21 protein-coding genes and 1 pseudogene are annotated in these 26,171 nt (G+C 71.9%); 9 read left to right on the forward strand and 13 right to left on the reverse strand.

All coding sequences use genetic code 11. The features are described 5' to 3' along the window. Positions 1-212 precede the first annotated feature (212 nt). The 8 genes from LIV37_RS33105 to LIV37_RS33140 all read right to left on the reverse strand — a co-directional run bounded on the left by LIV37_RS33105 (position 213) and on the right by LIV37_RS33140 (position 7,534). Positions 213-1,307 (reverse strand): glycoside hydrolase family 18 protein, encoded by a 1,095-nt coding sequence (locus LIV37_RS33105; protein ID WP_121825127.1) that lies wholly within the window; start codon positions 1,305-1,307, stop codon positions 213-215. Positions 1,308-1,337: 30 nt separating this feature from the next. Then, the gene (locus LIV37_RS33110) at positions 1,338-2,168 is read right to left on the reverse strand and encodes a hypothetical protein (protein WP_185058011.1); all 831 of its coding nucleotides are present in this window, start codon (positions 2,166-2,168) and stop codon (positions 1,338-1,340) included. 21 nt (positions 2,169-2,189) lie between these two features. After that, positions 2,190-3,632, reverse strand: a complete 1,443-nt coding sequence (locus tag LIV37_RS33115) for a hypothetical protein (RefSeq protein ID WP_020871447.1) — start codon at positions 3,630-3,632, stop codon at positions 2,190-2,192. Then, positions 3,632-3,970: a hypothetical protein gene (locus LIV37_RS33120; protein ID WP_020871448.1), complete on the reverse strand. Its 339-nt coding sequence runs from the start codon at positions 3,968-3,970 to the stop codon at positions 3,632-3,634. Before LIV37_RS33120 ends, LIV37_RS33115 begins: the two co-directional genes overlap by 1 nt. Before the next feature lie 158 nt (positions 3,971-4,128). Then, complete coding sequence (locus tag LIV37_RS33125) at positions 4,129-4,554, reverse strand: Fur family transcriptional regulator (protein WP_020871449.1); 426 nt, start codon at positions 4,552-4,554, stop codon at positions 4,129-4,131. Between the two features lie 166 nt (positions 4,555-4,720). Beyond that, the gene (locus LIV37_RS33130; protein ID WP_020871450.1) at positions 4,721-5,593 is read right to left on the reverse strand and encodes a metal ABC transporter permease; all 873 of its coding nucleotides are present in this window, start codon (positions 5,591-5,593) and stop codon (positions 4,721-4,723) included. Between the two features lies 1 nt (position 5,594). Further along, a complete protein-coding gene (locus tag LIV37_RS33135; protein ID WP_020871451.1) occupies positions 5,595-6,518 on the reverse strand; it encodes a metal ABC transporter ATP-binding protein in 924 nt (307 codons plus the stop codon). An 11-nt stretch (positions 6,519-6,529) separates the two neighbouring features. Next, complete coding sequence (locus LIV37_RS33140; protein WP_121824219.1) at positions 6,530-7,534, reverse strand: metal ABC transporter substrate-binding protein; 1,005 nt, start codon at positions 7,532-7,534, stop codon at positions 6,530-6,532. Between the two features lie 150 nt (positions 7,535-7,684). Here LIV37_RS33140 and LIV37_RS33145 point away from each other — a divergent pair, with 150 nt between their 5' ends. After that, on the forward strand, positions 7,685-9,067 hold the full coding sequence (locus LIV37_RS33145; protein WP_020871453.1) for a glycine--tRNA ligase: 1,383 nt from the start codon (positions 7,685-7,687) through the stop codon (positions 9,065-9,067). Positions 9,068-9,230: 163 nt separating this feature from the next. Further along, positions 9,231-9,524 carry a hypothetical protein gene (locus tag LIV37_RS33150; protein WP_243146122.1) on the forward strand — a complete coding sequence of 98 codons (294 nt, stop codon included), beginning with the start codon at positions 9,231-9,233 and terminating at the stop codon, positions 9,522-9,524. On the opposite strand, the gene LIV37_RS33155 is transcribed toward LIV37_RS33150, so the two are convergent. Then, a complete protein-coding gene (locus tag LIV37_RS33155) occupies positions 9,493-10,044 on the reverse strand; it encodes a hypothetical protein (protein WP_185058102.1) in 552 nt (183 codons plus the stop codon). The genes LIV37_RS33150 and LIV37_RS33155 overlap by 32 nt on opposite strands. Between LIV37_RS33155 and LIV37_RS33160 the strand changes: the two are divergent. Beyond that, a pseudogene (locus LIV37_RS33160) lies at positions 9,988-10,260 on the forward strand (response regulator transcription factor); the annotation flags it as partial. The gene LIV37_RS33155 and the pseudogene LIV37_RS33160 overlap by 57 nt on opposite strands. 330 nt (positions 10,261-10,590) lie before the next feature. On the opposite strand, the gene LIV37_RS33165 reads toward LIV37_RS33160, so the two are convergent. The 3 genes from LIV37_RS33165 to LIV37_RS33175 all read right to left on the reverse strand — a co-directional run bounded on the left by LIV37_RS33165 (position 10,591) and on the right by LIV37_RS33175 (position 13,853). After that, a complete protein-coding gene (locus tag LIV37_RS33165; protein ID WP_020871457.1) occupies positions 10,591-11,181 on the reverse strand; it encodes a TetR/AcrR family transcriptional regulator in 591 nt (196 codons plus the stop codon). Between the two features lie 8 nt (positions 11,182-11,189). Further along, positions 11,190-12,212 carry an aldo/keto reductase gene (locus LIV37_RS33170; protein ID WP_020871458.1) on the reverse strand — a complete coding sequence of 341 codons (1,023 nt, stop codon included), beginning with the start codon at positions 12,210-12,212 and terminating at the stop codon, positions 11,190-11,192. A gap of 171 nt (positions 12,213-12,383) precedes the next feature. Next, a complete protein-coding gene (locus LIV37_RS33175) occupies positions 12,384-13,853 on the reverse strand; it encodes an MFS transporter (protein WP_020871459.1) in 1,470 nt (489 codons plus the stop codon). A 110-nt stretch (positions 13,854-13,963) separates the two neighbouring features. On the opposite strand from LIV37_RS33175, the gene LIV37_RS33180 reads away from it, so the two are divergent. Further along, positions 13,964-14,881, forward strand: coding sequence for a helix-turn-helix transcriptional regulator (locus LIV37_RS33180; RefSeq protein WP_121825124.1), 918 nt, complete (start codon positions 13,964-13,966; stop codon positions 14,879-14,881). A 348-nt stretch (positions 14,882-15,229) separates the two neighbouring features. Here the strand turns inward: LIV37_RS33180 and LIV37_RS33185 are convergent, their stop codons facing one another. After that, on the reverse strand, positions 15,230-16,720 hold the full coding sequence (locus tag LIV37_RS33185) for an MFS transporter (RefSeq protein ID WP_121824218.1): 1,491 nt from the start codon (positions 16,718-16,720) through the stop codon (positions 15,230-15,232). A gap of 128 nt (positions 16,721-16,848) precedes the next feature. Here LIV37_RS33185 and dusB point away from each other — a divergent pair, with 128 nt between their 5' ends. From dusB to LIV37_RS33210, 5 genes are all read left to right on the forward strand, one after another. Then, the gene (gene dusB / locus LIV37_RS33190; protein WP_020871462.1) at positions 16,849-18,039 is read left to right on the forward strand and encodes a tRNA dihydrouridine synthase DusB; all 1,191 of its coding nucleotides are present in this window, start codon (positions 16,849-16,851) and stop codon (positions 18,037-18,039) included. A 170-nt stretch (positions 18,040-18,209) separates the two neighbouring features. Continuing rightward, a complete protein-coding gene (locus tag LIV37_RS33195) occupies positions 18,210-19,460 on the forward strand; it encodes a lipase family protein (protein WP_121825123.1) in 1,251 nt (416 codons plus the stop codon). Beyond that, positions 19,457-21,679, forward strand: a complete 2,223-nt coding sequence (locus tag LIV37_RS33200) for a VMAP-C domain-containing protein (RefSeq protein WP_020871464.1) — start codon at positions 19,457-19,459, stop codon at positions 21,677-21,679. Before LIV37_RS33195 ends, LIV37_RS33200 begins: the two co-directional genes overlap by 4 nt. 15 nt (positions 21,680-21,694) lie before the next feature. Beyond that, on the forward strand, positions 21,695-22,657 hold the full coding sequence (locus tag LIV37_RS33205; RefSeq protein ID WP_020871465.1) for an AAA family ATPase: 963 nt from the start codon (positions 21,695-21,697) through the stop codon (positions 22,655-22,657). Then, positions 22,654-26,154: a tetratricopeptide repeat protein gene (locus tag LIV37_RS33210; protein WP_121824217.1), complete on the forward strand. Its 3,501-nt coding sequence runs from the start codon at positions 22,654-22,656 to the stop codon at positions 26,152-26,154. The genes LIV37_RS33205 and LIV37_RS33210 overlap by 4 nt, the downstream gene beginning before the upstream one ends. Positions 26,155-26,171 lie beyond the last annotated feature (17 nt).

The raw sequence follows: 26,171 nt of genomic DNA on the forward strand, positions 1-26,171 counted from the left end.
AGCGGCCGCGTGCTGGGTGTCGGACTACGCCAAGAGCCCGAGAAAGGGACCAGACACACGGAGTCGTGTCCGGTCGCCGGAAGCGAGATCGACCCGGAAATCAGGTCAGGTCAGTGGTCAGACAACTGCTCGCCGCCGAACGACCGGCGGCTCCGTTCTGTCTGATTCAGGGCTCATCACGTCGGGCACCGTACTCACAACCCCCACCGAGATCAATCCGATTTCGGCGCGCCCCAGCCCCTCCGGTACGCCGCCCAGTCCCCCGGCGTCGCCGCGAAGTCCACATACAGCGCGACGCCGAACCGCTCGCGGCGCGCGTCCTCGCGGCTCAGGCCGAGGCGGGCGCCCCGGACGGCGGCCGTCACCGTCTCGGCCGATTCACGGTGGCCCATGTCGTCGGTGTGGAAGGCCGGGAGGCCCATCAGCAGGTCGGTGCCGCGCGGGGTCGCCTCCAGGGCCAGTCGCGTCTGCTGGGCCACATACCCCCCGTACAGGCTCTCCATGGGCATCGCCGTGTCGTACGACATCACCGCGATCTGGTCGACCCGGCGGGCGACCGCGCCGAAGTACGACTGCGACCACCACTTGGGGTGACCGGCGACGAAGCCCGCGACGGAGTGGAGGGAGGGGAGCGGGTCGATCTGGTGGGCGGCCACCGACAGCGGTGCGCGGTGGGCGCGGGTGACCGCGTGCACATCGTCCAGCAGTGACAGGTAGTCCCGGTCGCCGGAGTGCAGGGGCTCCAGATCGAAGTGGACGCCCGCGAACCCCGCGTCCAGCACCTGGCGCGCCGAGCGCACGACGCGTTCGCGCGTCGCCCGTTCGCCGAGGTCCAACCCCGTCTTGCCCTCGGTGGACAGCACGTCGCCGAGCCACGCCTGGACGCGCACCCCGGGCAACTCCCGCCGCACCGCGTGCACCAGCCACCGGGCCTTCGGATAGCGCGCCGCGGGCAGACCGCCGTCATGCTCCAGCGGACCCGCGTGGACATACAGGTCCCGGACGCCGGTGCCGCGCATCCGCTGGACCAGCTCGGCCAGCTGCGCCTCCCCATTGCGCCCGTCCACCCAGGCATGCCCCAGCCACACCGCGTCCCGCTCACGGGTCCGCGTGCCGGGCGCGGGATCCCCCGCGTACTGCAGCCGCAGCGAAACCCCGGCGGTCAGAACGGGCACCACCAGCAGCACAGCGGCCCCCGCCGCCACCCGCTTGGGCCACTTCAGCCGCGGATGCGCCCAGCCCCGCACAAACGCCACCCGCCCCCGCCCGAGCACGGACGCCGCTCGGCGCAGCACACTGACGGACATGCGGTCGGGGTTTTCCGGGGGCATCGGCGGTCAGCCTCCGTCGTAGGACACGACCGTGCCGCGCAGGGCGTCGGCGACGCGTGACCCGAGGTCGTAGTCGCAGAGGTTGACGGTCCAGTTGCCGGCCGTGACCAGGGTCGCGGGCACGCCCTTGTAGGCGATGGCCTCGCGCAGCACCGCGTTCCGGTCGGCGTCCGAGGCGTGCAGGGCGAGGGTGGCGCAGTTGGGCGAGCCGGTGTCCTTGCCGGTGGTGCAGGTCAGGACGGTGTCCGAGCGCCGCTTACGGTCGCCGCAGCCCACCGCCGCCGCGAGGTCGTCGGCGAGGGCGCCGACGGTCCGGTAGCGGGGGGTGCGGCGGATGTCCGGGAGCGGATAGTCGGGGATCTTGGCCTTCTTGGGCGGAAGTACGACACCGCCGAGAGCGGCCGCGACGCGGTTCGCGAAGCGGGGCTCGGTGACCCATACGAACCAGTGACCCGCGGCGACCAGGGTCTGGCCGCTGGGGGGCTTTCTCCGGGAGGCGATGGAGTCGCCGACATCGTCGCGGTCGAAGACTTCCGGATTGAGCACGTGGATGTCGTTCTCGAACTTCGTGCCGTCGATGACGGACGCGCATCCAAGGCTCGAACCCCCGCGTCCACTGCCCTGCGAGCGGCGAGTGACCTCGCACGGGACACCACCCGCTTCGAGGGCTTCCACGACCGCGTCGGCGTCGGTGTACTCGGGCTTCGTGGGCACATTGCCCGGCATCGTGACGCTCGGGCTGGGCGACGAGCCGGTGCCGCCCTGCGTGGTGTTGCCGCACGCGGCGAGGACGGCCATGGCCGCCCCCGCCGCGAACACGCTGATCACTCGCTTCATGAACTCACTTCTTCAGGGGTCCTAGCCCGTCGCCGAGGGACGCGGTGTGAGGCCGGGGCTGGGCTCGGTCGGCTTCTTGTCGCCGCCCCCGCCGCCTCCATCGTCGTTCTTGCCACCCGAGGACGGTGGGGTGGGGGACTGTCCGGGCTCGGGCGACGGAGTACCGGGCTCCGGCTCGCCGGTCCCGGTGCCGGGCGTCTCACCGCCGTAGATCGGGTCGACGGTGAACGAGTGCCCCTTGGGGGTGGCGCCCTCCAACTGTTCCAGGGCCTTCTGGCGCTCCTCGTCGCTCAGGGCCTCCCACGCCTTGGCGTCCTCGAGGCGCGGCTGGAGCTTGTCCCAGTTCTCGCCGCGGGTCTTGATGTCGCCCCCTCGGTGGTCCGAGTCGTCCCCGTACTGCTCGTTCTTCTCGCGGACGTCGGGAGTGTCGGCGGCGTACAGCACGAACAACTGCTTGTCGGTATCCGAGCCGTACGGATTCTTCTGCAACTCCTTGAGGTAATACGCGCTCAGGCGGATGTCCTCGTTGGGGTTCTCCTCGATGTATTTGGTGAGCTGGGCATCGCTGAGGTCTCCCAGATAGGTGCCGTCCGCCGCGGTGAACACATCACGGTTGTCAGCCATGACCTTACGGGCCGTCCCCAGCTTCATATGCGTGATGCCGAGCGACTTGTCCGGCTTGATGGTCTGCTGGAGCGTCCAGTTGAACATCCTGCCGATGCTCGGCAGGAGACCACGGCCGTCCTTGTCGTAGTTCTGGTACCACTGCTGCTCCTGCCAGAGGATCGACAGCAGCAGCGTCTTGCTCATCCCGGTCTCCTTCGCGGCCCGTTCCACGGCGGCGAGCTGCGCGGGGGAGACGTTGATCGGATGCGGGCCGTCGGGCGCGCCCGTCAGGCGCAGTGCGATGGCCAGTGGGCTGTTCTTCTTCAGCGCCTCCTTGACCAGCTTCGGGTCGGAGATCTCCGTGAGGCCCCTGATGGTCCGCAGCGCGGCCGACGCCGTGGTGTCGGCCTTGGTCGCGCGGGAGAGGGCGCCCTCGATGATGCCCTGGGCGTGCCGGACCGGCTCCGACTGGCTGTCGTCACCTTTACCGGAGGCCACCGGCTTGGAGTGGGAGACGCGACCGCTGTCGTCGACGGTCAGCTCATGGTCCTTGGCGTAGCCGAGCACGCTGTTCAGGTCGCGCTGGGCGGCCTCGATCTCGTCGGCCAGGTCGTCGTAGACGCGGCACAGCTCGCGCAGCGCCAGATGCGCCGCCTCGTAGTCCTCGGCGTGCTTGACGAAGGTGCGGCGGGCGGCGAGCCCCGCGTCGGACACCCACTGCTTCTCGATGGTGCGGGCGACGTCGTCACGGGCGAAGGTGCCGATCTCCTCGCAGTGCTTGGCGGCGCTGAGGGCGTCGGTGGCGGCGTCGCGCCAGGCTTGCGGGCTCGCGGAGCGGAGGTCGGGTACGGAGACCATCAGGCGCCCTCCAGCCAGCGGGCGTCCTTGCGGAGTTCCGCCTCGATGGAGAGGTCGGTGTCCATGTAGTCGTCCATGGCGTCCGTGATGGCGGCGGCCGCTTCCCTCGCCGACTTGCCGAGCTCGTGCAGGCGGTTGCGCCATGCCGTGACGCACTCCTGGTTGGGCTTCGCGACCGCCCAGCCCGAATGGGCCTTTCCGGCGGCCTCGGGGTCGTCCAGCTTGATCTTGTTCTGCCCGGTCGCGCTGGCGGTGTGGAAGGCGCCCGCGGTCTTCTTCGGGGACGGTGGATCGACGAAGAGGCCCGGCAGCCCCGGTAGATCGGGAAACAAGGACATCAGGCTTCCCCCCAAGTAGCCGTAATGTTCATGTACTTGGCACCGTACCCGGCGCCCCGCCGAAGGGCAGGGTGCCGCGCGTACGGGCGTGGTTTCAGTACAAGGCTGTGACGGCCCGGGGGGAAAGCGGACCGCGGGGGTGACCCTGTGGAGTGGGGTCAGCCCTGGGAGGCCTTGGCCGCGGCGCAGTCGCCGCAGGTGCCGAAGATCTCGATCGTATGGGCCACGTCCACGAAGCCGTGCTCGGCGGCGATCGCGTCGGCCCACTTCTCGACGGCGGGGCCCTCCACCTCGACCGCCTTGCCGCAGGCGCGGCAGACCAGGTGGTGGTGGTGCTCCTCGCTGTTGCACCGGCGGTAGACCGCCTCGCCCTCCGTGGTGCGGAGCACGTCGACCTCGCCGGCGTCGGCGAGGGACTGGAGGGTGCGGTAGACGGTGGTCAGGCCGACCGAGTCGCCCCGGTGCTTGAGCATGTCGTGGAGCTCCTGCGCACTGCGGAACTCGTCCACCTCGTCCAGTGCCGCCGCCACCGCGGCGCGCTGCCTGGTGGACCGGCCGCGTACTGGGGGACCGGCGGTCGCCACAGCTGCCTCCTCAACCTCGCATGCTCCGTCGCTCTCGGGGCCCGTTCCGCGCCCACCGCGCTTTCTGCCCGGCCATTGTGCCAGTTATCGCTCGGGTAGCGGACGAGAGTGATGGGATGGGCGACGGAGCCGGGCGTTGGCCGAGCGGTGGACCAGGAGCAGTGGACTATACGAGTACATCGTCCCTCAGGGTGCAGCGTTCCTCAGCCGCGGCCACCCGCCCCGCGCGTCTTTTCGCCAGGGGCGCGGCCAGGGCCGTGATCACGGCGAAGACGCCGATGGCGAGGACGACGATGCTCGCGCCGGGCGGGACGTTCTTGTAGAACGAGAAGACCGTGCCGGACAGGGTCACCACGACGCCGATGGTGATCGCCAGCGCGAGCGTCATCGCGAAGCCCCGGGTGGCCTGCTGGGCGGCGGCGACCGGGACCACCATCAGGGCGCTGACCAGGAGCAGGCCCACGACGCGCATGGCGACGGTGACCGTGACGGCCGCGGTGACGGCCAGCAGCAGATTGAGCGTGCGCACCGGGAGGCCGGTCACCCGGGCGAACTCCTCGTCCTGGCAGACCGCGAACAGCTGGCGGCGCAGCCCCAGGGTGATCAGTACGACGAAGGCGGCGAGCAGGGAGATCGCGACGACGTCCTCGGGCGAGACCGTGGTGATCGAGCCGAAGAGATAGGTGGTGAGGTTGGCGTTGGAGCCGGTCGGCGAGAGGTTGATCAGCAGCACACCGCCCGCCATCCCGCCGTAGAAGAGCATCGCGAGCGCGAGATCGCCGCGGGTCTTGCCGTACCAGCGGATCAGCTCCATGAGGATCGCGCCGAGGGCGGAGACGACGACGGCGGTCCACACCGGGTTGGTGCCGGTCAGGAAGCCGAGGGCGACGCCGGTGAGGGCGACATGGCCGATACCGTCGCCCATGATCGCCTGGCGGCGCTGGACGAGGTAGATGCCGACGGCGGGCGCGGTGATGCCCACCAGGACGGCGGCGAGCAGGGCCCGCTGCATGAAGGCGTAGTCGAGGATCTCGAGCATCTCAGGTCAGCAACCCTGTCCGGATCGGTTCGGCGTCGGGCGCCGCATGGGGATGGACGTGATCGTGGCCGGGCAGCGCGTGCTGGCCCACGGCCCTGGGCGGCGGCCCGTCGTGGACGACGCAGCCGTCGCGGAGCACCACCGCGCGGTCGATCAGCGGCTCCAGCGGGCCGAGCTCGTGCAGGACGAGGAGGACCGTGGCGCCGCCGGCGACCTGCTCGCGGAGGGTGCCCGCGAGGATCTCCTGGCTGGCGAGGTCGACCCCGGCCATCGGCTCGTCCATGATCAGAAGTTCCGGTTCGCCCGCGAGGGCGCGGGCGATCAGTACGCGCTGGTGCTGACCGCCGGACAGGGCGCTCACCGGGTCCCGGGCACGGTCGGCCATGCCGACGAGCTCCAGGGCCCGCTGGACGGCCGCCCGGTCGGCCTTGCGCGGCGGCCCGAACCGGCGGCGGGCCAGCCGCCCCGCCGAGACGACCTCGCGCACGGTCGCGGGGACGCCGCTGGCGGCGGTGGTGCGCTGCGGTACGTAACCGATCCGGGCCCAGTCGCGGAAGCGGCGGCGGGGGATGCCGAAGAGAGCCAGCTCACCGCCGCTGAGCGGCACCTGGCCGACGACGGACCGTACGGCGGTGGACTTGCCCGAGCCGTTGGCGCCGAGCAGCGCCACGACCTCACCGCGGCGGACGGTCAGATCGATACCGCGCAGCACGGGGCGGCCACCGAGGGTGGCCGTCGCGCGGCGCAGGGATATGGGGTCCGCGGCCGGGTCCCCGGCGACCCCGGATTCCCCGGCCACCCTGGATCCCTCCCCGGCCACCCCGGATTCCGCGGCCGCCCCGGATTCCGCGGCCACCGCGTATCCCTCCCGGGCCAGCCCGGGTTCCCCGGCCACCCCGGATTCCCGGGTCTCCTCGGCTTCCATGGCTTCCTCCGTCACTTGGCGCCCAGCGCCTTCTCCAGCGCCTTCAGATTGGCTCGCATGACCTGGATGTAGTCGTCGCCCTTGGACCTGGAGCCGATGCCCTCGATCGGGTCCAGCACATCGGTGCGCAGATGGAGATCGCCCGCCAGCGTCCTGGCCGTGCGGTCGCTCACCAGGGTTTCGAAGAAGACGGTGTTGACCTTGTCCTTCTTGGCGATGGTGTGCAGTCCCTTGACCCGGGCCGGGCTGGGCTCGGACTCGGGGTCGAGCCCGGAGATCGCCTCCTGCCGCAGGCCGTAGCGCTCGGCGAGGTAACCGAAGGCGGCATGGGTCGTGATGAAGGTGTCCGAAGAACGGCCCTTCAAACCGCTCCGGAAGTCCTGATCGAGCGTGCTCAGCTCCTTGACCAGGGCGGTGGTGTTCTTCTTGTATGTCGCGGCGTGATCGGGGTCGGCCTTCTCCAGCGCCTTGCCGACGCCCTTGGCCACCTGGGCGTAGCGCACCGGATCCAGCCAGATGTGGGGATCGGCGGCCGCGTCGCCGGAGTGGTCGTGCCCTTCGTGCTCCCCGTGCGCTTCCTCGCCCTCGTGCCCCGCCTCGCCCTCGCCGCCGTGCTCGTGCTCGCCCTCGACCTCCGTGCCGTGGTCCTCCAGCGAGGTGTACGAGGCGGCGTCCGCCACCTGCCTCGGCTCGGCCTGGGCGATGGCCCGGTCGACGGAGGGCTGGAGCCCCTTGAGGTAGACCACCAGCCCGGCCTCGGTGAGGTCGGCGGTCTGCCGGGGGCTGATCTCCAGATCGTGCGGTTCGACGCCCGGCTTGGTCAGGGAGGAGACATGGACGGCGCTCCCGCCGATCCGCTGGGCGAGGAACTGCATGGGATAGAACGACGCCACCACGTCCAGCTTGCCGTCCGTCCTTCCGTCTCCGGCGTTGGTGGAGCAGGCTGTGAGGGTGGTCAGACCCAGTGCGGCGGCTCCGACGAGGGCGGTCATGGGCCTGAGGCGGCGTATGTTCATGACTCTCATTTTCAACAAAGATGGAAACGATTGTCAACAAGTGTCCTCTTGTTGATCGCTTCGGCTATCGATTTGATCCGGGGGGTGCCGCCGCCGGTAACCTGAAGCATTCGCTTCGTCGTCAATGTCGTCATCAATGAAGAGAGCACCGTGGCCGCCGACAAGATCGACACCATCGTCAGCCTCAGCAAGCGCCGTGGCTTCGTCTACCCGTGCAGCGAGATCTACGGCGGTCAGCGCGCCGCCTGGGACTACGGACCGCTCGGCGTGGAGCTGAAGGAGAACATCAAGCGGCAATGGTGGCGTTCCACGGTCACCTCGCGTGACGACGTCGTCGGACTCGACTCGTCCGTGATCCTGGCCCGTGAGGTGTGGGAGGCGTCCGGCCACGTCGCCACCTTCACGGACCCGCTCACCGAGTGCACCTCCTGTCACAAGCGGTTCCGCGCGGACCACCTGGAGGAGGCGTACGAGGCCAAGCACGGCCGGCTCCCCGAGAACGGCCTGGCCGACGTCAACTGCCCGCACTGCGGCAACAAGGGCAGCTTCACCGAGCCCAAGCAGTTCTCCGGGCTGCTCGCCACCCACCTCGGCCCGACCCAGGACTCCGGCTCGGTCGCGTATCTGCGCCCCGAGACCGCCCAGGGCATCTTCACCAACTTCCTCGCGGTCCAGCAGACCTCGCGCAGGAAGCCGCCGTTCGGTATCGCGCAGCTCGGCAAGTCGTTCCGCAACGAGATCACGCCGGGCAACTTCATCTTCCGTACGCGTGAATTCGAGCAGATGGAGATGGAGTTCTTCGTCAAGCCGGGCGAGGACGAGAAGTGGCACGAGTACTGGATGGAGCAGCGCTGGAACTGGTACCGGGACCTCGGTATCCAGGAGGCGAACATCCGGTGGTACGAGCACCCCAAGGAGAAGCTCTCCCACTACTCCAAGCGCACCGCTGACATCGAGTACCGCTTCAGCTTCGGCGGCTCGGAGTGGGGCGAGCTGGAGGGTGTGGCCAACCGCACCGACTACGACCTGAAGGCGCACTCCGCGGCGTCCGGCCAGGACCTGTCGTACTTCGACCAGGAGGCCGGCGAGCGCTGGACCCCCTACGTCATCGAGCCGGCGGCGGGCGTGGGCCGCGCGATGCTGGCCTTCATGCTCGACGCGTACGTCGAGGACGAGGCGCCCAACGCCAAGGGCAAGATGGAGAAGCGCACCGTGATGCGGCTCGACCCGCGGCTGGCGCCGGTCAAGGTCGCGGTGCTGCCGCTGTCCCGCAACCCGCAGCTCTCGCCGAAGGCCAAGGGGCTCGCCGCGGACCTGCGCAAGCACTGGAACATCGAGTTCGACGACGCGGGCGCGATCGGCCGCCGTTACCGCCGCCAGGACGAGATCGGCACGCCCTTCTGCGTCACCGTGGACTTCGACACCCTCGACGACAACGCCGTCACCGTGCGCGAGCGCGACACGATGAAGCAGGAGCGGGTCTCCCTCGACCAGATCCAGTCCTACCTCGGCGGCCGGCTGATCGGCTGCTGACCCGGTCCGGGCCATCGCGCCCGGACCACGGCCCGGGCCACCGCGCCCGGACCACGGGTACCGGACACATACCCGACGACGGGCTCCGGCGCCACGGACGCGAGATCCGTGGCGCCGGAGCCCGTCGACTCGGCAGAACGGGGGTTCACCAGTCGTGCGAGGCGTGACGCATCGCATCACCGCCATCCACGAGGACGGCACGGTCTTCGAGGTGAGCTACGGCTACGGTCCGGGGCAGCGGCGGATGCTCGGCTGCCAACACTGCGACTGGCAGGAGCGGATCACCTACGGCGGCGCCCGGCACAAGGGGCTCGACCACCTCGCCCAGGCGCACGGGGCCCTCGGCTCGCCGCGGATGACCGCCGACGCGGCGGCGCGCCGACAGGTCGTCCTCATCATGCTGGCCTGTTTCGCGGTGGCCGCGGTCATCGTCTGGTGGGCCGCCTCCCAGGGGTGAGCCGCGTCCCAGGCCGCCTCCCAGGGGTGCGCCGGTGGTCGTCGCGGACGGTCCGCCGTTCCCGGCCGAGGGCCAGCGCCGTGCACACCGCCGCCAGCGGCAGCTCCGCGCCGAGGGCCATCGCGAGCGCCGCCGCCAGCTCCCCGCCCGGCGCTGCCGTCACCGTGTCGAACCACGCGTCCACCACCAGCAGCGCCCCCGTCGCCGCCGCGGTCAGCCGGTGGCGGTCGTCGCCGCGCCGGCGCAGCGCGGCGGTGGCGAGCAGCCCGAGCGCTTCGAGGGCGTCCAGGCCCACCCACGCGACGTTCCAGTGGCCGACCCGCGCCGTGGACGGCAGCGTCCGGGCCAGCACGTACAGCCAGGGGACCAGCGCCGCCCCCGAGACCAGCAGCACCGGCTCCGGCCGTATGCGCCGGAGCCGCGGCGCGAACCGCGCCCTCCGCGCGGTCGCCGGGCCCGCCGGGGCGGCGGCACCGCCCTGGACCCGCAGGTCGTGGCCCAGTTGCTGGTACGGCGGCACAGCGATCCGCTGGACCGGCTGACCTCGCGCGAGCGGGACGTACTCGAGCTGATGGCGGGCGGGCGGTCGAACGCGGGAATCGCGGGGGCGCTGGTGATCAGCGAGAGCGCGGTGGCCAAGCACATCAACTCCATCTTCGGGAAGCTGGACCTGCCGGTCGCCGAGGCGGACCACCGCAGGGTGCTGGCCGTGCTGCGCTTCCTGGGCGTGGGCTGAGGGGCGCCCCGAAGGGGCGCGGGGCTGTGCCGATGTGCGGCTCCGTGGCATGGGCGCGAGCCGCCTGCGGCGGGCTGTTCCCCTACCCGCCCCTTCCCACGCAGCGTCGATTTGCGGCTCCGCCGCGTGGGGGCTCCGCCCCAGACCCCGCTCCTCAATCGCCGGAGGGGCTGATTTCAGCCCGTCAGGGGGCACCTCCCAGCGGTAGCTGGGGGAGCTTGAGGACACGCCCGAAGGGCGTCCGGGGTCCTGGGGCGAAGCCCCATGGTTCGGGAAGGGGCGGGGAGGGGAACAGCCCGCCGCAGGCGTACGCGTACCGGCGGGCACCCCCTAGCGGGCCCGCAAACCGTCCAGCAGCAGCTCGCAGACGGCCGCGAAGGCCGGGTCCATGTCCGGGTCCGACCACCGCGGCGCGAAGACGGGGTCGTGGAACTGCGCCGTCGCGTCCCACAGCGCCCGGCCCGTGGCACGGGCGTCCCGCATCGTGAACTCCCCGCTCGCGATGCCGCTTTCCACGATCGTGGTGAGCTGGCCGATCATCGTCTCGACATGGCGTGCGGCGATCTCGCTGTTCTCGGTGGCCAGCGCCAGATACGTGGCGAAGAGCTCCGGATCGACGCCCGCCTTACGGCGCTTGGCGGCGAACAGGGTGAGCAGCCAGTCCTCCAGCCGGTCGGCGGCCGGGCCCTCGGCGCGGGCGATGCGGGACAGGCTGTCGTGCTCCTGGTCCAGCCACCGCGCGGTGACCGCCTCGCGCAGCGCCGTCTTGGAGCGGAAGTGGCGGTAGACGCTGCCGTGGCTGACCCCCAGCGCCCGGGCCACGTCCACCACCGTGGCCTTCGCGGGGCCGTAGCGGCGCAGCACGTCCTCGGTGGCTTCGAGGATGCGGGCGGGCGTCAGGGGGGTCTCGGGCGGCGGCATCGGGTCCCTTACTTCTTCTCGCTGTCGAGGGCGGCCATCTGGGCCTCCGGGTAGCGGTCGCCCGCGGCGGCGTCCGCCGGAACGGCCTCCTCGATGGCGGCCAGGTCGTCGGCGTCGAGCGTAACGTCAAGCGCGCCCAGGGCCTCGGCCAACTGGTCGCGGCGGCGGGAACCGACGAGCGGGACGATGGCGGTGGAGCGCCGGACGCCCTGCGCGAGCACCCACGCGATGGCGATCTGGGCGACGCTGACGCCCTTGGCGTCGGCGATCTTGCGGAGGGCCTCCACGAGTTCGAGGTTGCGGTCGAGGTTCTCGCCCTGGAACCGCGGGGCCCTGTTGCGGAAGTCCTGGGCGTCCGTGGTGCGCTCCCGGTTCCAGTGGCCGCTGATCAGCCCGCGCGAGAGCACTCCGTACGGGGTGATGCCGATGCCCAGCTCACGGCAGACGGGCAGGATCTCGTCCTCGATACCGCGCGCGAGCAGCGAGTACTCGATCTGGAGATCCGAGATCGGGGCGACGGCGGCGGCCCGCCGGATGGTCTCGGCGCCCACCTCCGAGAGGCCGATGTGCCGTACGTAGCCCGCCTGTACGGCCTCGGCGATGGCCCCGACCGTCTCCTCGACCGGGACGGCCGGGTCGAGGCGGGCGATGCGGTAGATGTCGATGTGGTCGGTGCCCAGCCGCTGGAGCGAGTACGCGAGGAAGTTCTTGATGGCGGCGGGGCGGCCGTCATGGCCGGTCCAGGCGCCGTCCGGGCCGCGCAGGGCACCGAACTTCACGCTGGTCAGGGCGCGTTCGCGAGGGGCGGCGGGGGCGGTGCGCAGGGCCTCGCTGATGAGCAGTTCGTTGTGGCCCATGCCGTAGAAGTCGCCGGTGTCGAGCAGGGTGATCCCGGCGTCGAGGGCGGCGTGGATGGTGGCGATGGACTCGGCGCGGTCGACGCCGGCGCCGTACATGGCGGACATGCCCATACAGCCGAGGCCGATGGCGGAGACCTGGGGGCCGGTGGTGCCGAGCTGGCGGTTCTGCACGGGGGTGCTCCTTGGAATTCGGGGTGGGGTGCCCAAGAAGAGTTTGGCATGTGCGATGACAGATTTCAATATCTGTCATCGCCTACCAGTCACCCGTCCGGTTGTCCCGCTTGTCCGGCGAGCTGTCCCGCTTGTTCCGCGACCCGTTCCGCGACCTGTTCCGCGAGCTCCTTACGACACCTTGCGCGGCAGCCGCAGGCTCATCAGCACGGTCAGCGCGATCGCCCCCAGCTGGGCCGCGAGCGTGATGACCAGCGCGTCACCCATGCCCGCCGACGGCCCCAGGGACAGGAAGAGCGTGCCGAGCGTCGCCACGCCCAGCGCCAGCGCCGACTGCTGGGTGGTGACCATCACGCCGCTCCCCACCCCGGCCCGCTCGTTCGGCACATCGGCCAGCACGATCCGGATCAGCACCGGAAGCTGCAGCCCCTGCCCGAACCCGGCCAGCGCGACCCCCGGCAGCAGCCCGGCCAGCGACAGATCCGGCCAGTCCCGCCATACGGCCAGCATCAGCAGCGTGATGCCCACCGCCTGGATCAGCCCGCCCGCGGTCACCACACGGCTGCCGTACCGGCCCACCAGACGCGGCCCCATCAGCGAGGCCACGAAGAACGTCGTAGCCATCGGCGCCAGCGCCAGCCCGGCCTCCACCGGCCCGTACCGCAGCCCCTGCTGCAGCGCGACCGCGATGACGAACATGAAGCCGCCGAAGCCGATCGAGAACGGCACCACCATCGCCAGCCCGCGCCGCAGCCCGGGCAGGGCGAACAGGCTCGGCGGCAGCAGCGGCGTCTTCCCCGCGCGGTCCGCGCGCCGTTCCACGACGTAGAACGCGGCGGCCACGAACGGGAACGCGCCAAGACCCAGCCAGGTCCACAGCGGCCAGCCCGCCGCCCGCCCCTCGGTCAGCGGCACCATCAGCGTGATCAGCGACAGCGCCAGCAGTACCGTGCCCGGCACGTCCACCGGCGCGGGCCGCTTCGAGCGGGTCTCGGGGACCGTACGGACCGCGAGAACCAGGCCGATCAGCGCGACCGGCACATTGACCAGGAAGACCGCGCGCCACCCGGTGCCCGCGATGTCCGCGGCCACCAGTACACCGCCCAGGATCTGCCCCGCGACCATGGACAGACCGGCCGTCGCGCCGTACATGCTGAGCGCGCGGGCGCGGCGCGAACCGCTGGTCGAGGAGTGGATCGTGGCCAGCACCTGCGGAAGCATCAGCGCGGCCGAGGCGCCCTGCGCCACCCGGGCGCCCACCAGGCTCCAGGCGTCCGGCGCGAGGCCGCAGGCCAGCGAGGTCAGCCCGAAGGCCGCCATCCCGGCGAGGAAGAGCCGGCGCCGCCCGAAGGTGTCGCCCAGCCGCCCGCCGAGGACCAGCAGCACCGCGTACGCCACGCCGTATCCGGCGACGACCAGCTCCAGTACGGCCGGACCGGCGTGGAGGTCGTGGTCCATGGTGGGCAGGGCCACATTGACGATGAAGAAGTCGATCAGCGGCAGCGCCGCGCCCAGCAACACGGTGAACAGCCCGAGGGGGCTCAGCGCGGGTCCGGCGGAGGTGTGGGTCCGCCCGGGGGTCGTCGTCGTGCCCGGGGCGGCGGTTCTCGTTCGTATCGTGGATATCTGCGTTTCGGTCACGCTTACGAAGATCCCGCGTCGCTCAGGCTGGTACCAGAGTGTCTTTATCCTGGTACAAGAACTACCTGGCAACCGGCTGAGCCCTCAGGCACCCTGGAGCCATGACCACGATGGTGCAGGACGTGACGACCGGAGCCACGGCCGAGAGCCGGAGCGCGGGGGCCGAGATACGGCGGGGCGAACTGGCCGCGTTCCTGCGCAGCCGCCGGGAGCGGATCACGCCCGAACAGGTGGGGCTGCCCCGGGGCCGCCGCCGGCGCACCCCCGGGCTGCGCCGCGAGGAGGTCGCGCAGCTCTCGGCCGTCGGCGTGACCTGGTACACCTGGCTGGAGCAGGCCCGCGACATCCACGTCTCGGCGCAGGTCCTCGACGCCATCGCCCGCGCGCTGCTCCTGGACCGCAGCGAGCGCGCCCACCTGTTCGCCCTCGCGGGGGCCATCGACCCGACCCCGGCGAGCGAGTGCACGGGCATCCCGCAGTCACTGCAGCTCATGCTGGAGCGGCTCGAGCCGTTCCCCGCCTGCGTCCAGAACAGCCGCTTCGACCTGCTCGCCTACAACCGCAGCTACCGGCTGCTGATGTGCGACCTGGACCAGGTGGCGCCGGAAGACCGCAACTGCCTGTGGCTGGCCTTCACCAACGACGAGTGGCGCTCCAGCCTGGTGGACCGGGACGAGACGATCCGGCTGATGGCGGCCAAGTTCCGCGCCGTCATGGCCGAGCATGTGGCCGAGCCCGCCTGGAAGGCGATCGTGAAGCGGCTGGAGGAGGCCTCGCCGGAGTTCCGGGAGATCTGGGCCCGGCATGAGGTGATCCGGCCCGGCGACAAGATCAAGGTCTACCGCCAGTCGCGGGTGGGCATCCTCCGGCTGGCCTCCACCAGCCTGTGGACCGGCCCCCAGCAGGGCTCCAAGCTGCTCACGTACACCCCGGCGGACGTGGAGACGCAGGAGCGGCTGGAGCGGCTGCATGCGCTGGCGCTCGCGGAGGAGGCGGCGACGGCGGAGGCGTCCCCGGCGACGGTCTGATCCGCCGAGTCCGGGGGCGTCCGGCGGGGCGGCTTTTTCCCCTCCCCGCCCCTTCCCGTAACCAGAGGCTTCGCCCCTGGACCCGTTACCCGGGGCTTCGCCCCCAGACTCCGTAACCCGGGGCTCCGTCCGTTCCGTGGACTCCGGGGTACGGCGAGTGGGCCGTCGCCGTGGAGGGCTGCGCCGGTGGGCCGACCGTGGTCGGCCCACCGGGTGCGGCGGGCGCCCGCGCACGTTCGGGTCGTCCGGCCCGGGGGCTGGGGCGGAGCCCCGGTTTCGGGAAGGGGCGGGGAGGGGACAGCCCGCCGTAGGCGGCACCGTACGCCGGGTGGCCCCCCCCGCGGCCGACTACGCCTTGGCGCTCGCCGAGGTCTGCCCCGTCGGCTTGCCCTCCTCGAACAGCGCGGCCGCGTGCCGGGTCGTCTTCTCGGCCCAGTGGCCCGTGGTCACCAGACCCAGCAGCAGGATGACGGCGCCACAGGCGGCGATGATCCACCACGCGGGGCGGGCCGCGTCGACGAATGCCGCGGCGGCCGCGGGCGAGGCGGCGTGTCCCATTCCGCCCGCCGCCGCCGACGCGGCGCCCGCCGCCAGCACCGCGCCGATGACCGCGACGCCGAGCGACTGGCCCACCTGCCGGCTGGTGGAGGCGACGGCCGCGGCGACCCCGGCCTGGGTGCGGGGCATGCCGGAGACCGCCGTATTGGTGATGGGCGCGTTGACCATGCCGAAGCCGAGGCCGAACAGCACATAGCCGATCAGCAGCCCCACATCGCTGGCCTGGGCGTCGAAGACGGCGAACAGGACCCCGCTGGCCGTTATGGCCACCCCGGCCACCAGCATCGACGGCCGTGGCCCGCGGGCGCCGACCAGCCGTCCGGACAGCGGGGCGCAGACGAAGCACATGAACGCCATGGGCAGCATCCACAGCCCGGCGTGCAGCGCGTTGAGCCCGCGCACGTCCTGGAGATAGAGCGTGTTCATGAAGAGGTAGCCGCCGAGCGCCGCGAAAGCGCACACCGCGACGACCGTCGCCCCGCTGAACGGCGCGCTGTGGAAGAACCGCACATCGATCAGCGGTTCCGCGCGCCGCCGCTCGTAGTGGATCAGCGTGAGCAGCCCCAGGGCGGCGATCCCCGCGCAGGTGGCGATCAGTGGCGAGTCCCAGCCGCGGTCCGGCGCCTCGATGATCGCGTAGGTGAGGGTGCCCAGCACCGCGATGACCAGCAGTTGGCCGATGGGGTCGGCCCGGCGCGGCTTGGGGGCACGCGACTCGGGGACGTATCGGGCGGTGAGGAGCAGCGCCGCGAGCCCGACCGGAAGGTTTATCCAGAAGATCGAGCGCCAGCCGACGGACTCCACGAGCAGCCCGCCCACGATCGGCCCGGCCGCCATGCTGATGCCGACGACCCCGCCCCAGGCCCCGATGGCGCGGGCCCGCTCCCTGGGCTCGGTGAAGACGTTGGTGATGATCGACATGGCGACGGGGTTGAGCATCGAACCGCCGATCGCCTGCACCATGCGGAAGATCACCAGCGCTTCCAGGTTGGGCGCCAGGCTGCACAGCCCCGATCCGAGGGTGAAGATCACCAGCCCGGTCTGGAAGGTGCGTTTGCGCCCCACCCGGTCGGCCGTCGACCCCGAGAGCATCAGCAGGGCGGCGAGGACCAGGGTGTAGGCGTCGATGGTCCACTGCATTCCCGAGACGGAGGCGTGCAGATCACTCCGTATCGAGGGCAGCGCGACATTGAGAACCGTGTTGTCGAGGCTGACGAGCAGCAGACTCATGCAGCAAATCGCCAGCACAAGCATGCGCCGCCGATGGCTGAGCTCACGCATGGTTGAACGCTACATCGATACCGTCGGTGCGGCGGTCATCACCGCCCTGTCGATCCCTCTCGCGGGTGCGGGACAATAAGAGATCGGCCCCGCCCTCCCACCGTAGTACGCACGAGGAAGCTGATCCCATGACGCAATCGCCGCAGACGCCGCACACGGAGCGGACGCAGCTGCGGATCGGACCCCATACGGTCCAGCCGCCGGTCGTTCTGGCACCGATGGCCGGGATCACCAACGCTCCGTTCCGCACCCTGTGCAGGGAGTTCTCCGGCGGCAAGGGGTTGTTCGTCAGCGAGATGATCACCACCCGGGCGCTGGTGGAGCGGGACGCCAAGACGATGCGGCTGATCCACTTCGACGGCACCGAGAAGCCGCGCTCCATCCAGCTGTACGGGGTGGATCCGGTGACCGTCGGCAAGGCCGTCCAGATGATCGTGGACGAGGACCTCGCCGACCACATCGACCTCAACTTCGGCTGCCCGGTGCCCAAGGTGACCCGTAAGGGCGGCGGCTCGGCGCTCCCGTACAAGCGGCATCTGCTGCGCTCGATCCTGCGCGAGGCCGTGACCGCGGCGGGCCCGCTGCCGGTGACCATGAAGATGCGCAAGGGCATCGACGACGACCACATCACCTATCTCGACGCGGGCCGGATCGCCGTCGAGGAGGGCGTGACCGCGATCGCACTGCACGGCCGCACCGCGGCCCAGCACTACGGCGGCACCGCCGACTGGGAGGCGATCGCCCGCCTGAAGGAGGCCGTCCCCGAGATCCCGGTGCTGGGCAACGGCGACATCTGGTCCGCCGACGACGCGGTCCGGATGATGCGGCGGACGGGCTGTGACGGCGTGGTCGTGGGGCGCGGCTGCCTGGGGCGGCCGTGGCTCTTCGGCGACCTGGTGGCCGCGTTCGAGCCCGGCGACGGGGTGTCGGTGCCCGGCCCCGGCGCGTCGGGGTACGCGCGGCCGACGCTCAAGGAGGTCGCGGCCGTGATGCGCCGCCACGCCGAGCTGCTCGCCGAGTGGCTGGAGGACGAGGAGCGCGGCGTGATCGACTTCCGTAAGCACGTCGCCTGGTACACCAAGGGCTTCTCGGTGGGCTCGGAGATGCGCAAGCGGCTGGCGATCACCTCGTCCCTCGCCGAACTGGACGCCCTGCTGGCCGAGCTGGACCTGGACCAGAAGTGGCCCCCCGGCGCGGACGGCCCGCGCGGCCGCACCTCCGGCCGCAACCGCGTGGTGCTGCCCGACGGCTGGCTGGACGACCCGTACGACCTCGCGGGTGTCGGCGCGGACGCGGAGCTCGACACCTCGGGCGGCTGAGCCGGGTAGAGCGGGGCGTAAGGCGGGTAGACCGGGGCGTAAGGCGGGTAAGGGGCATAAGCCGGGTGGGGCGGCCGCGGGCCCGGTAGTCCGGGGGTCACATGGGGTCATCACCGGTTAAAGTGATGGGCTCGTGGTCGCGGTGGGATCTGGACGATCTGGGGGGATCGGTGACAAGCGTCGTCTTCGTCCACGGCACGGGGGTCCGGGCCAAGTCGTACGAGAAGAGCTTCGCGCGGGTCGTGAGCGGCCTGGGGCGGGTGAGAGCCGAGATCAGGGTCGCCCGCTGTTTCTGGGGCGAGGAGCACGGAGCCTCGCTGGGGCTCGGCGGGGCGTCGCTCCCGGTGCGTACGAAGAACCGCGGCGTCGGCGGTGACGGCGCGCTGGACGAGGACGATCCGCTGGCCGTATGGGCGCTGCTGGAGGTCGATCCGCTCGCTGAGCTGCGGGAGTTCGCGCAGGCGGCGCATGACGGCGGCGAGGAGACGGGCTTCGCGCCCGGCCGCGTCGACCCCTGGGAGACCGTCGCCGACAAGGTGCGCGGGCTGACGCTGGAGCCGGTGGCGCCCGAGGCGGAGGAGTCCGGTGGCAGCCTGCCGCGGCTGATCGCGGATCTCGTGCCGCATCTCGACGCGGCCGCCGGCCGCGTGGCCGACGAGATCTCCGGCAGCCTGGGCGGCACCTCGGCCGCCGACGGCATCGAGCCCATCGCGGCCCGCGCCGTGTACGCGCTGGCCGTCCAGCGCGCCGAGGGCCCGTACGGCGACGACGAGCCGCTCGCGGTGGACGGCGCCGACCGCGACACGGTCGTCGGCGCGCTCAGCGATCAGCTGGGCGGCACCGACCGGAGCGGATTCGTCGCCGGTGCCGCGAAGGGCGTCGCCGTACGGGCGCTCAACTCCTACCTCTCGCCGCTCTCCGCACTGGCCCACACCTTCCGTGGTGGCATCACCAGGGGCTCCGTCCCGGCCAGTGGCGACATCCTCCGCTACCAGGTGCGCGGCGCCGGAGTGCGGGACGCGATCCGGGCGGCGGCGCGCGACGCGGTCGAATCGGGGAACGGCCCGGTGGTGCTGCTCGCCCACAGCCTCGGCGGCATCGCCTGTGTCGATCTGCTCGCCGAGCCCGATCCGCCCGCCGGGGTGGAGCTGCTGGTGACGGTCGGCTCCCAGGCGCCGTTCCTCTACGAGCTGGACGCGCTCACCGCGCTGCGCCGCGACGAACCGCTGCCCGCCGCCTTCCCCCGCTGGATCAACGTCTACGACGAGCGGGATCTGCTCGGCTTCGTCGGGGAGAAGGTCTTCCCCGGCCGGGTCACCGATCTGCGCGTCAACACCCGCCAGCCCTTCCCGCGCGCCCACACCTCGTACTTCGCCCACCAGCGGCTGTACGACCTGCTGGCCCCGGAGCTGCCGAAGTGACAGCGGTGGGCGACTGGCGCCGCACCCACGCCGTGATCGTGGCGGTCGAGCAGTACAGCGGCAGCGACGACTGGAACCTCGACGGTCCGGTGAACGACGCGCTCGCGATGCGGACCTGGCTGACCGGGCTCGGCGTGCCGGCGGAGAACATCCGTCTGCTGGCCTCGCCCACGGAAGGGAACAAGTCCGCCGTGGAAGCGGCGGACCGCGACTACCGCCAGGCGGACGGCCACGTCATCCGTAAGGTCTTCATGGAGGAGCTGAGCTCCCTCGACGCGGACCGGCTGTGGATCTACTGGGCGGGACACGGCGTACAGGCCCCGGGAGGCCGCTGGAGCCTGCTGTACCCGGAGACCCGGGACCGGGACATGCGGGGTCTCGACGCGCTGAACCTGATGACGCTGCTGCGCACCGACCATCTGCCGAAGCGGGGCGTGGGCCGGGTCACGGTGATCATCGACGCCTGCTGGCAGGCCCTTCCGCTCCGCACCCACACGATGGTCGCCGACCCGGAGTGGCTCACCAGGAAGCCGGTGATCAACAAGGACCGCGATATCTACTGGATGCGCGCCTGCCAGCCCGGGGCGGTGTCCAAGAACCAGCAGGGCGCGGGCCTGTTCACCTCCGTGCTGTTACGGCAGCTCGAGGCGGCCTCCGCCGGCGGCGCGGCGCCGGACCTCGACCGGGTGTGGCAGGGGGTCCAGGACGAATTCACGCGGCTGGGCCGGGAAGAGGGCCTGCGCCAGTTCCCGACCGTGCACATCAGCAGGGGACACGGGAACGGTGAGGACATCCCGCTCGGCCCGCCCCCATCGCCGCTGGACGAGCAGCAGCGGCGGGAGCGCGGCAAGCTGATCCACGCGATCGGCGCGCTGCTGGGGGCGCAGCCCGGTCGTGCGGGGGAGGTCGTCGTCGGGCTCTGCGAGCTGTTCACCACCGACCCGCCGGACACGACGCCTCCCTCGGCCGAGGAGCTGGTCGACTGGGCGCTGGAGAACCCGCACGGCACCGTCACCCTCCTCGCGGAGCTCAGCGCCCGGACCCCGGTCCGCACGGAGATCCGCAAGGCGTGCCACGTCCTGCAGAACCAGTGGCTGACCCGCGCCGAGTACGCGGAGCTGGCCGGGCTGCTGGAGCGGCTGGGGCAGCGGGGGCGGTGCGACCTCGCCGAGGAGGGCCGGGCGCTGTTCGGCCTGGCCGATCTGCCGTTCCACGATCCGGCCCGGCTCGCCGACGCGCTGGAGGAACTGCTGCCCAAACCGGACCGCCTTCCCCAACTGCTCAGGGTCGTGGAGCGCTTCGCGGCCGTCGACGACGGGCCGGTCGCCGCCGATCTGCGCGCCTGGTCGCTGGGGTGCGCCGAACGGCTGGGGCTCAAGGGCCAGCTGATGGAGCGGCGCGGCGAGGCCACCGAGTACGCCGAGGCCGTCAAGGCGGCCGGGCTCGCCGAGGACCAAGGGGGACCTCCCGGCGGCAGCCGGGGGAGCATCCAGATCCGGCTCCACCCGTCCAGCGGGCCCGGACAGCGGCGCAGGTACGAGGTGTGGGCGCGGCGCGGCGAGGACGTGCACGCCCTGGCCAAGGTGGACACCCCCGCCTCCCTGGACGAGATACGGGGCGGCCTCGAAGCCCTGCTGAGCGCCCAGATCTACACCCCGGACACCCTGGTGGAGTTCTTCGTCTCCGCCACCGACCTCGAACTGGCCGTACACCAATGGCAGTTCGCCCAGCCGGTCAAGCGCCACCTGGGCACGGACTATCCGGTCGTCATGCGCTGCACCGAATTCCGCGAACCCCAGCGCCACGATCTGTGGAAGCGCCGCTGGAGCCGGGTCGGCACCGCCGGCACCCAGGAGCTGCGCTGGCTGCCGGGCCATATGGACTGCGGTGAGGTGTACCGCGTCGTCCAGCAGTCCATGGACACACCCGGCGCGCTGACGACCACCCCCTCGCGGGCCCGTGCGGACCTCTTCAACGCCTGTCTGTTCGGCGGGGTACCCGTCCTCATATGGCACGGCGAGGCGGAACCGTCCATAGCGGAGGACGAGATACGCGAGCTGCTCGGCGCGGAGCGGCCCCTGCGCTCCCTACCCCAGCGGCTGCGTGAACTCCGCTCCGACAGCGACCCCTACAAGAGCCACCACGGCAGCCATATGGCCCTCCTGTGGGACGATCCGCACCGCCCGCTCCCCGACCAACTCGACCTGTCCGCACCCTGAGGAGAGACGAAGAAGATGGCACAGGACTGGAGGCTCTTCCAGGGCGGCGACACCCGGCCCCACCAGGTGGAGACCTGGCCCTCCGCCCCGCCGTGGCGGCGCTTCGGCGATGACGCGCGGCGCCGGGACAAGGAGCGGCCGCTGCCGTATCTGATCTCCGACGAGGACCGCGACGTCGTCAACATGGCGCTGCATCTGCACCGCCCGCTGCTGGTCACCGGACGCCCCGGCACCGGCAAGTCGACCCTGGCCCACGCCATCGCCCGCGAGCTGATGCTGGGCGAGGTGCTGCACTGGCCGGTCAACAGCCGCTCCACGCTCACCGAGGGCCTGTACTCGTACGACGCCGTGGGCAGGCTGCGCGAAGCCTCCCTCAAGCGGCGCGCCGACGAGAGTGCCGGGACCGAGCCGGACATCGGCGACTATCTGCGGCTCGGCGCGCTCGGCACCGCGCTGCTCCCCGCCGACAAGCCCCGGGTGCTGCTCGTGGACGAGCTCGACAAGGGCGATGTCGACCTGCCCAATGACCTCCTCACGGTCTTCGAGGAGGGCGAGTTCGAGATTCCGGAGCTGGCCCGGCTGGGGGAGGGGAGGACGGTCCAGGTGCAGTACGCGGGCTCCCGGGAGAAGGCCGGGATCACCAGCGGCTGGGTCAGCTGCTCCGTCTTCCCCGTCGTCGTCATCACCAGCAACGGCGAGCGCGAGTTCCCCCCGGCGTTTCTGCGCCGCTGCGTCCGGCTCGACCTCAAGCAGCCCGACGAGGCGCAGCTCCAGAGAATCGTCACCATGCATCTGGGCGAGGAGATCGGCGCGCGGGCCCAGGAGCTGATCGCGGACTTCGTGTCCCGGCGCAACGAGCGGGAGCTGGCCACCGACCAGCTGCTCAACGCGGTCCGGCTGCGCTCCTCCGGGGTGCGGGTCGACCAGGACGTCCTCGACAAGCTCTTCCGCTCGCTGAACGAAGTCGACGCGCAATGATCGAGCGGCTGTGTGCCCTGCTGGAGGACGCGGGGGTCGAGCTCTCCGAGGTGGAGCTGCGCGACGTCCTGTGGTTCGCCGCCACCACCGCCCCGGCGCGGGGCGAAGGGGACGGCGACGAACCGCCGCCGTCCAGGCGTTCCGCCGCTCCCGCCGCCGGCGCGGCCGACGGCGAGGACGAGGCGAAGGGCGCCCAGCGGCAGCCCCCCGGGGCACTCACCCCCGGCGGACCCGAGCCAGGACCCCTCGTCCCCGCCGGGCTCTACGCCCCCGGTGCGGCCCGCCCCGCCGCGGCACGCCCGGCCCGGGCCGTCGGCCTCCGGGGCGTCCGGGCGCTCCCCGGGACACGCCGGCTGTCCCGCGCGCTGCGGCCGCTGCGGCGCAGTGTGCCGTCCCGCACGTCCTTCCGCGTCGACGAGACCGCCACCGCCGAGTGGATCGCCGAGACCGGTCTGCCGGACGTGGTGCTGCGCCCCCGCCCGGAGCGCTGGCTGAGCGTCGCGCTCATCGTGGACGACGGCCCGTCGATGGCGCTGTGGCAGCAGCTCGCCGCCGAGGTGCGCGGACTGCTGGAGCGGCAGGGCGCCTTCCGCTCCGTACGGACCTACGGCCTGGACAGCTCCCACCAGGACCGACCGGTGCTCAGGGCGCGCCCGTACGCCCCCGGCGCCCCGCGCCGCACCGCCCGCCAGCTCACCGACACCTCAGGGCGCACCGTGATGCTGGTCCTCTCGGACGGAGTGGGCCCGGGGTGGCGCGGTGGCGCGATTCCGCGGCTGCTGCGCCGCTGGGCCCGCCACTCGCCGGTGGCGGTGCTCCAGCCGCTGCCCGCGCGGATGTGGCCGGAGCGCGGTATGCCCACCCAGCGGCTGCTGGTCGACGCGGGCGGCCGTGAGGGGGCGCCCGGCCGCGCGCTGACGGTGCGCCATCCGGTGCTGCCGCGCGGCCTGGTGTCGTACGACGGCATGACACCGGTGCCCGTGCTGGAGCTGGCCGAGGGCGAGCTGGGCAGCTGGGCGGCGCTCACGGGTACCGGTGGCGGCGGTGAGCCGCTGCCGGTGATGCTGCTGGACGGCGCCGAGAAGCCGGTGGCCGCGCGGGCCACGGCCCAGGTCCCCGAGCCGACGGCCGGGGAGCGCCTGCGTCGCTTCCGCGCCGCCTCGCCCGAGGCCCAGCGCCTGGCCGGGGCGCTGGCCACGGTCCATCCGCTGACCCTGCCGGTGATGCGGCTGATCCACCAGTCGGGCGGGGGCCGTGGGGAGCGCTTCCACCCGGCGCAGCTGGCCGAGGTGTTCCTGGGCGGGCTGCTGCGCAGACGGGAGGGGAGCGCGGAGGAGTTCGAGTTCCACCCCGGTGTCGCGGATCTGCTGCTGGACGCGGTCCGGACGTCGGACGCGCTGGAGACGGCGGCGCAGGTCACCGAGTTCCTGCTGCACCGCCAGGGAAGTGGCCCCGAGTTCCGCGCCCGGCTCTCCGGCGACCACGGGGACTCCCGCGTCGCCGAGGAGGCCCGCCCGTTCGCGGCGGCGTCACCGGAGCTGCTGTCGCGGCTCGGGCTGGTGGAGGACGCGGCGGAGGAGGAGCCGCCGGAGCGGGAGGAGCCCGTGCTGCGGCCGGTGGTACCGGCCGCCTTCCCGGCACGCTCGTACACCTCCGAGCAGGTCCAGCCGCCGGTGATCGCGGTGGTGCGGCGGATCGCGGCGGACGACGGGCTGCCGAAGTCGGTGCGTGACTACGTCGACAGGATGCTGACCGAAGCCGATGAGCGGAACGAGGAGACCGGCTGGTGGGGCGTGCGGGTCCTGCCCGACGTGGCCAAGCAGCTCATCGACGCCGGCTGGCCGGAGTACGCGGACGAGCTGCGGGAGACGGCGCGGGAGCAGATCGAGGGGCTCAGATCCCGGGACGACCTCGAATCCCGCAATCTCCGTGGGCATTTGGCGATCACCCTGAACCAGCTCGGGGAGCACGACGAGGCGGAGCGCGAGCTGCGCGCGGTGGTGGCGATCTCGGGGAGGGTGCACGGCCCGGAGGACGACTACACGCTCTTCGCCCGCGGCTATCTCGTCGAGCTGCTGAGCGACGCCGAGCGGACCGAGGCGGCGGAGGAGGAGTGCCGCACGCTGATCGAGGCGTGGGAGCGCCGGGAGGACGACGACCACTGGAGGCATGCCGAGGCCAAGCATCTGCGGCGGGGGCGCCTGCTGTTGGACCTCGGGCGGGTGGCGGAGGCCGAGGAGGAAATCCGGGTCTCGGTATCCATGGCGCGGGAACTGTACGGGCCCACGCATTTCGACACCGTCAACGCACGTGCCTGGCTGTCGACCGCGATGCGGCGGCTGGACCGGCTCGACGAGGCGGAGGCCGAGATGCGGGCGGCGGCCGAGGAGTGCGCCGCGTCGGCGGAGTCGGAGGTGGATTCGCCCCTGTTGACGGCGCTCTTCACGCTCGGCGACCTGCTGAACCTCGGGCGCCGCGATGAAGAGGCGGAGTCGCTCTGGCACGATCTGGTCAACAGGACATCGGCGGGCCTCAGCCCCACCCACTGGCGGGTGCGCCGGGCGCGTCGCAACCGCGTCGACCGGCTGCGCGGACTGCGGCGGTACGAGGAGGCGGAGTCCGAGGCCGACGCGCTGGTGGCGGAGTCGTTCACCGCCGTCGGGGAGCGGCACGACGAGTCGTTCACCGCGCTGCGGACGCGCGCGTTGGTCCTGGACGACCAGGGGCGGCACGACGAGGCGCTGGCGGCTTTCCGTGACCTTCTGGAACGGCAGACCGCCGTGCTCGGGGGCGAGCATCCCAACACCCTCAGCACCCGGCACCAGCTGGCGGCCGCCCTGGGGAGGGCCGGACGACATGAGGAGGCGTTGGCGGAGTACACCGAGGTGCTCCAGGGCCGCATCCGCGTCTCGGGACCGGATGCCCAGGCGACGCTGGTGGCGCGATACAGCCGTGCCGGGGCCCTGACGCGCGTCGAGCGGGTGGCGGAGGCCGAGCGGGAGTACCGCCTGACCATGGAGGGGGAGGCCCGGGTGCTGGGTCCGGACGACCCGAGCGCCCTGCTGACCGTCTTCCAACTGGCCGCCCTGCTGCGCGACCAGGAGCGCTACGAGGAGTCCGAATCCCTGTTCCGCCGAGTGGTCGAGGGCCGCACCCGGTCCGTGGGGGCCGAGGCCAGGGAGACGCTGGTGGCCCGGCACAGCCTGGGCAATGTGCTCAACAAGCACGGCCGGTTCGCCGAGGCCGAGACGGAGATCCGGGAGACGCTCGCGGCCCGGCGGCGTGTCCTGGGACCGGAGGGCGTCGGCACTCTTTGGACCCGGTTCAACCTCGGCACCACCCTCAAGGGCCTCGGCCGCCTCGACGAGGCGGAGGCCGAATGGCGGGCCGTGCTCGAGATCAGCGAGCGCGCCCTGGGCGACGAGCACAACTGCACCGTGCGGACCCGCGAGGCCCTCGCCGGGTTGCGGGAGTCCGGGGACGACCAGCCGTCCTGAAATATGGCGCGATTCGT

The organism is Streptomyces rapamycinicus NRRL 5491 (genome assembly GCF_024298965.1).
Classification (GTDB): domain Bacteria; phylum Actinomycetota; class Actinomycetes; order Streptomycetales; family Streptomycetaceae; genus Streptomyces; species Streptomyces rapamycinicus.

What these genes read in the sequence shown, in the direction of transcription:
- LIV37_RS33105 (WP_121825127.1), bottom strand. Translation starts at nt 1,307, where the DNA reads ATGTCCGTCAGTGTGCTGCGCCGAGCGGCGTCCGTGCTCGGGCGGGGG.
- LIV37_RS33110 (WP_185058011.1), bottom strand. Translation starts at nt 2,168, where the DNA reads ATGAAGCGAGTGATCAGCGTGTTCGCGGCGGGGGCGGCCATGGCCGTC.
- LIV37_RS33115 (WP_020871447.1), bottom strand. Translation starts at nt 3,632, where the DNA reads ATGGTCTCCGTACCCGACCTCCGCTCCGCGAGCCCGCAAGCCTGGCGC.
- LIV37_RS33120 (WP_020871448.1), bottom strand. Translation starts at nt 3,970, where the DNA reads ATGTCCTTGTTTCCCGATCTACCGGGGCTGCCGGGCCTCTTCGTCGAT.
- LIV37_RS33130 (WP_020871450.1), bottom strand. Translation starts at nt 5,593, where the DNA reads ATGCTCGAGATCCTCGACTACGCCTTCATGCAGCGGGCCCTGCTCGCC.
- LIV37_RS33135 (WP_020871451.1), bottom strand. Translation starts at nt 6,518, where the DNA reads ATGGAAGCCGAGGAGACCCGGGAATCCGGGGTGGCCGGGGAACCCGGG.
- LIV37_RS33140 (WP_121824219.1), bottom strand. Translation starts at nt 7,534, where the DNA reads ATGAACATACGCCGCCTCAGGCCCATGACCGCCCTCGTCGGAGCCGCC.
- LIV37_RS33165 (WP_020871457.1), bottom strand. Translation starts at nt 11,181, where the DNA reads ATGCCGCCGCCCGAGACCCCCCTGACGCCCGCCCGCATCCTCGAAGCC.
- LIV37_RS33180 (WP_121825124.1), top strand. Translation starts at nt 13,964, where the DNA reads ATGGTGCAGGACGTGACGACCGGAGCCACGGCCGAGAGCCGGAGCGCG.
- LIV37_RS33185 (WP_121824218.1), bottom strand. Translation starts at nt 16,720, where the DNA reads ATGCGTGAGCTCAGCCATCGGCGGCGCATGCTTGTGCTGGCGATTTGC.
- dusB (WP_020871462.1), top strand. Translation starts at nt 16,849, where the DNA reads ATGACGCAATCGCCGCAGACGCCGCACACGGAGCGGACGCAGCTGCGG.
- LIV37_RS33205 (WP_020871465.1), top strand. Translation starts at nt 21,695, where the DNA reads ATGGCACAGGACTGGAGGCTCTTCCAGGGCGGCGACACCCGGCCCCAC.
- LIV37_RS33210 (WP_121824217.1), top strand. Translation starts at nt 22,654, where the DNA reads ATGATCGAGCGGCTGTGTGCCCTGCTGGAGGACGCGGGGGTCGAGCTC.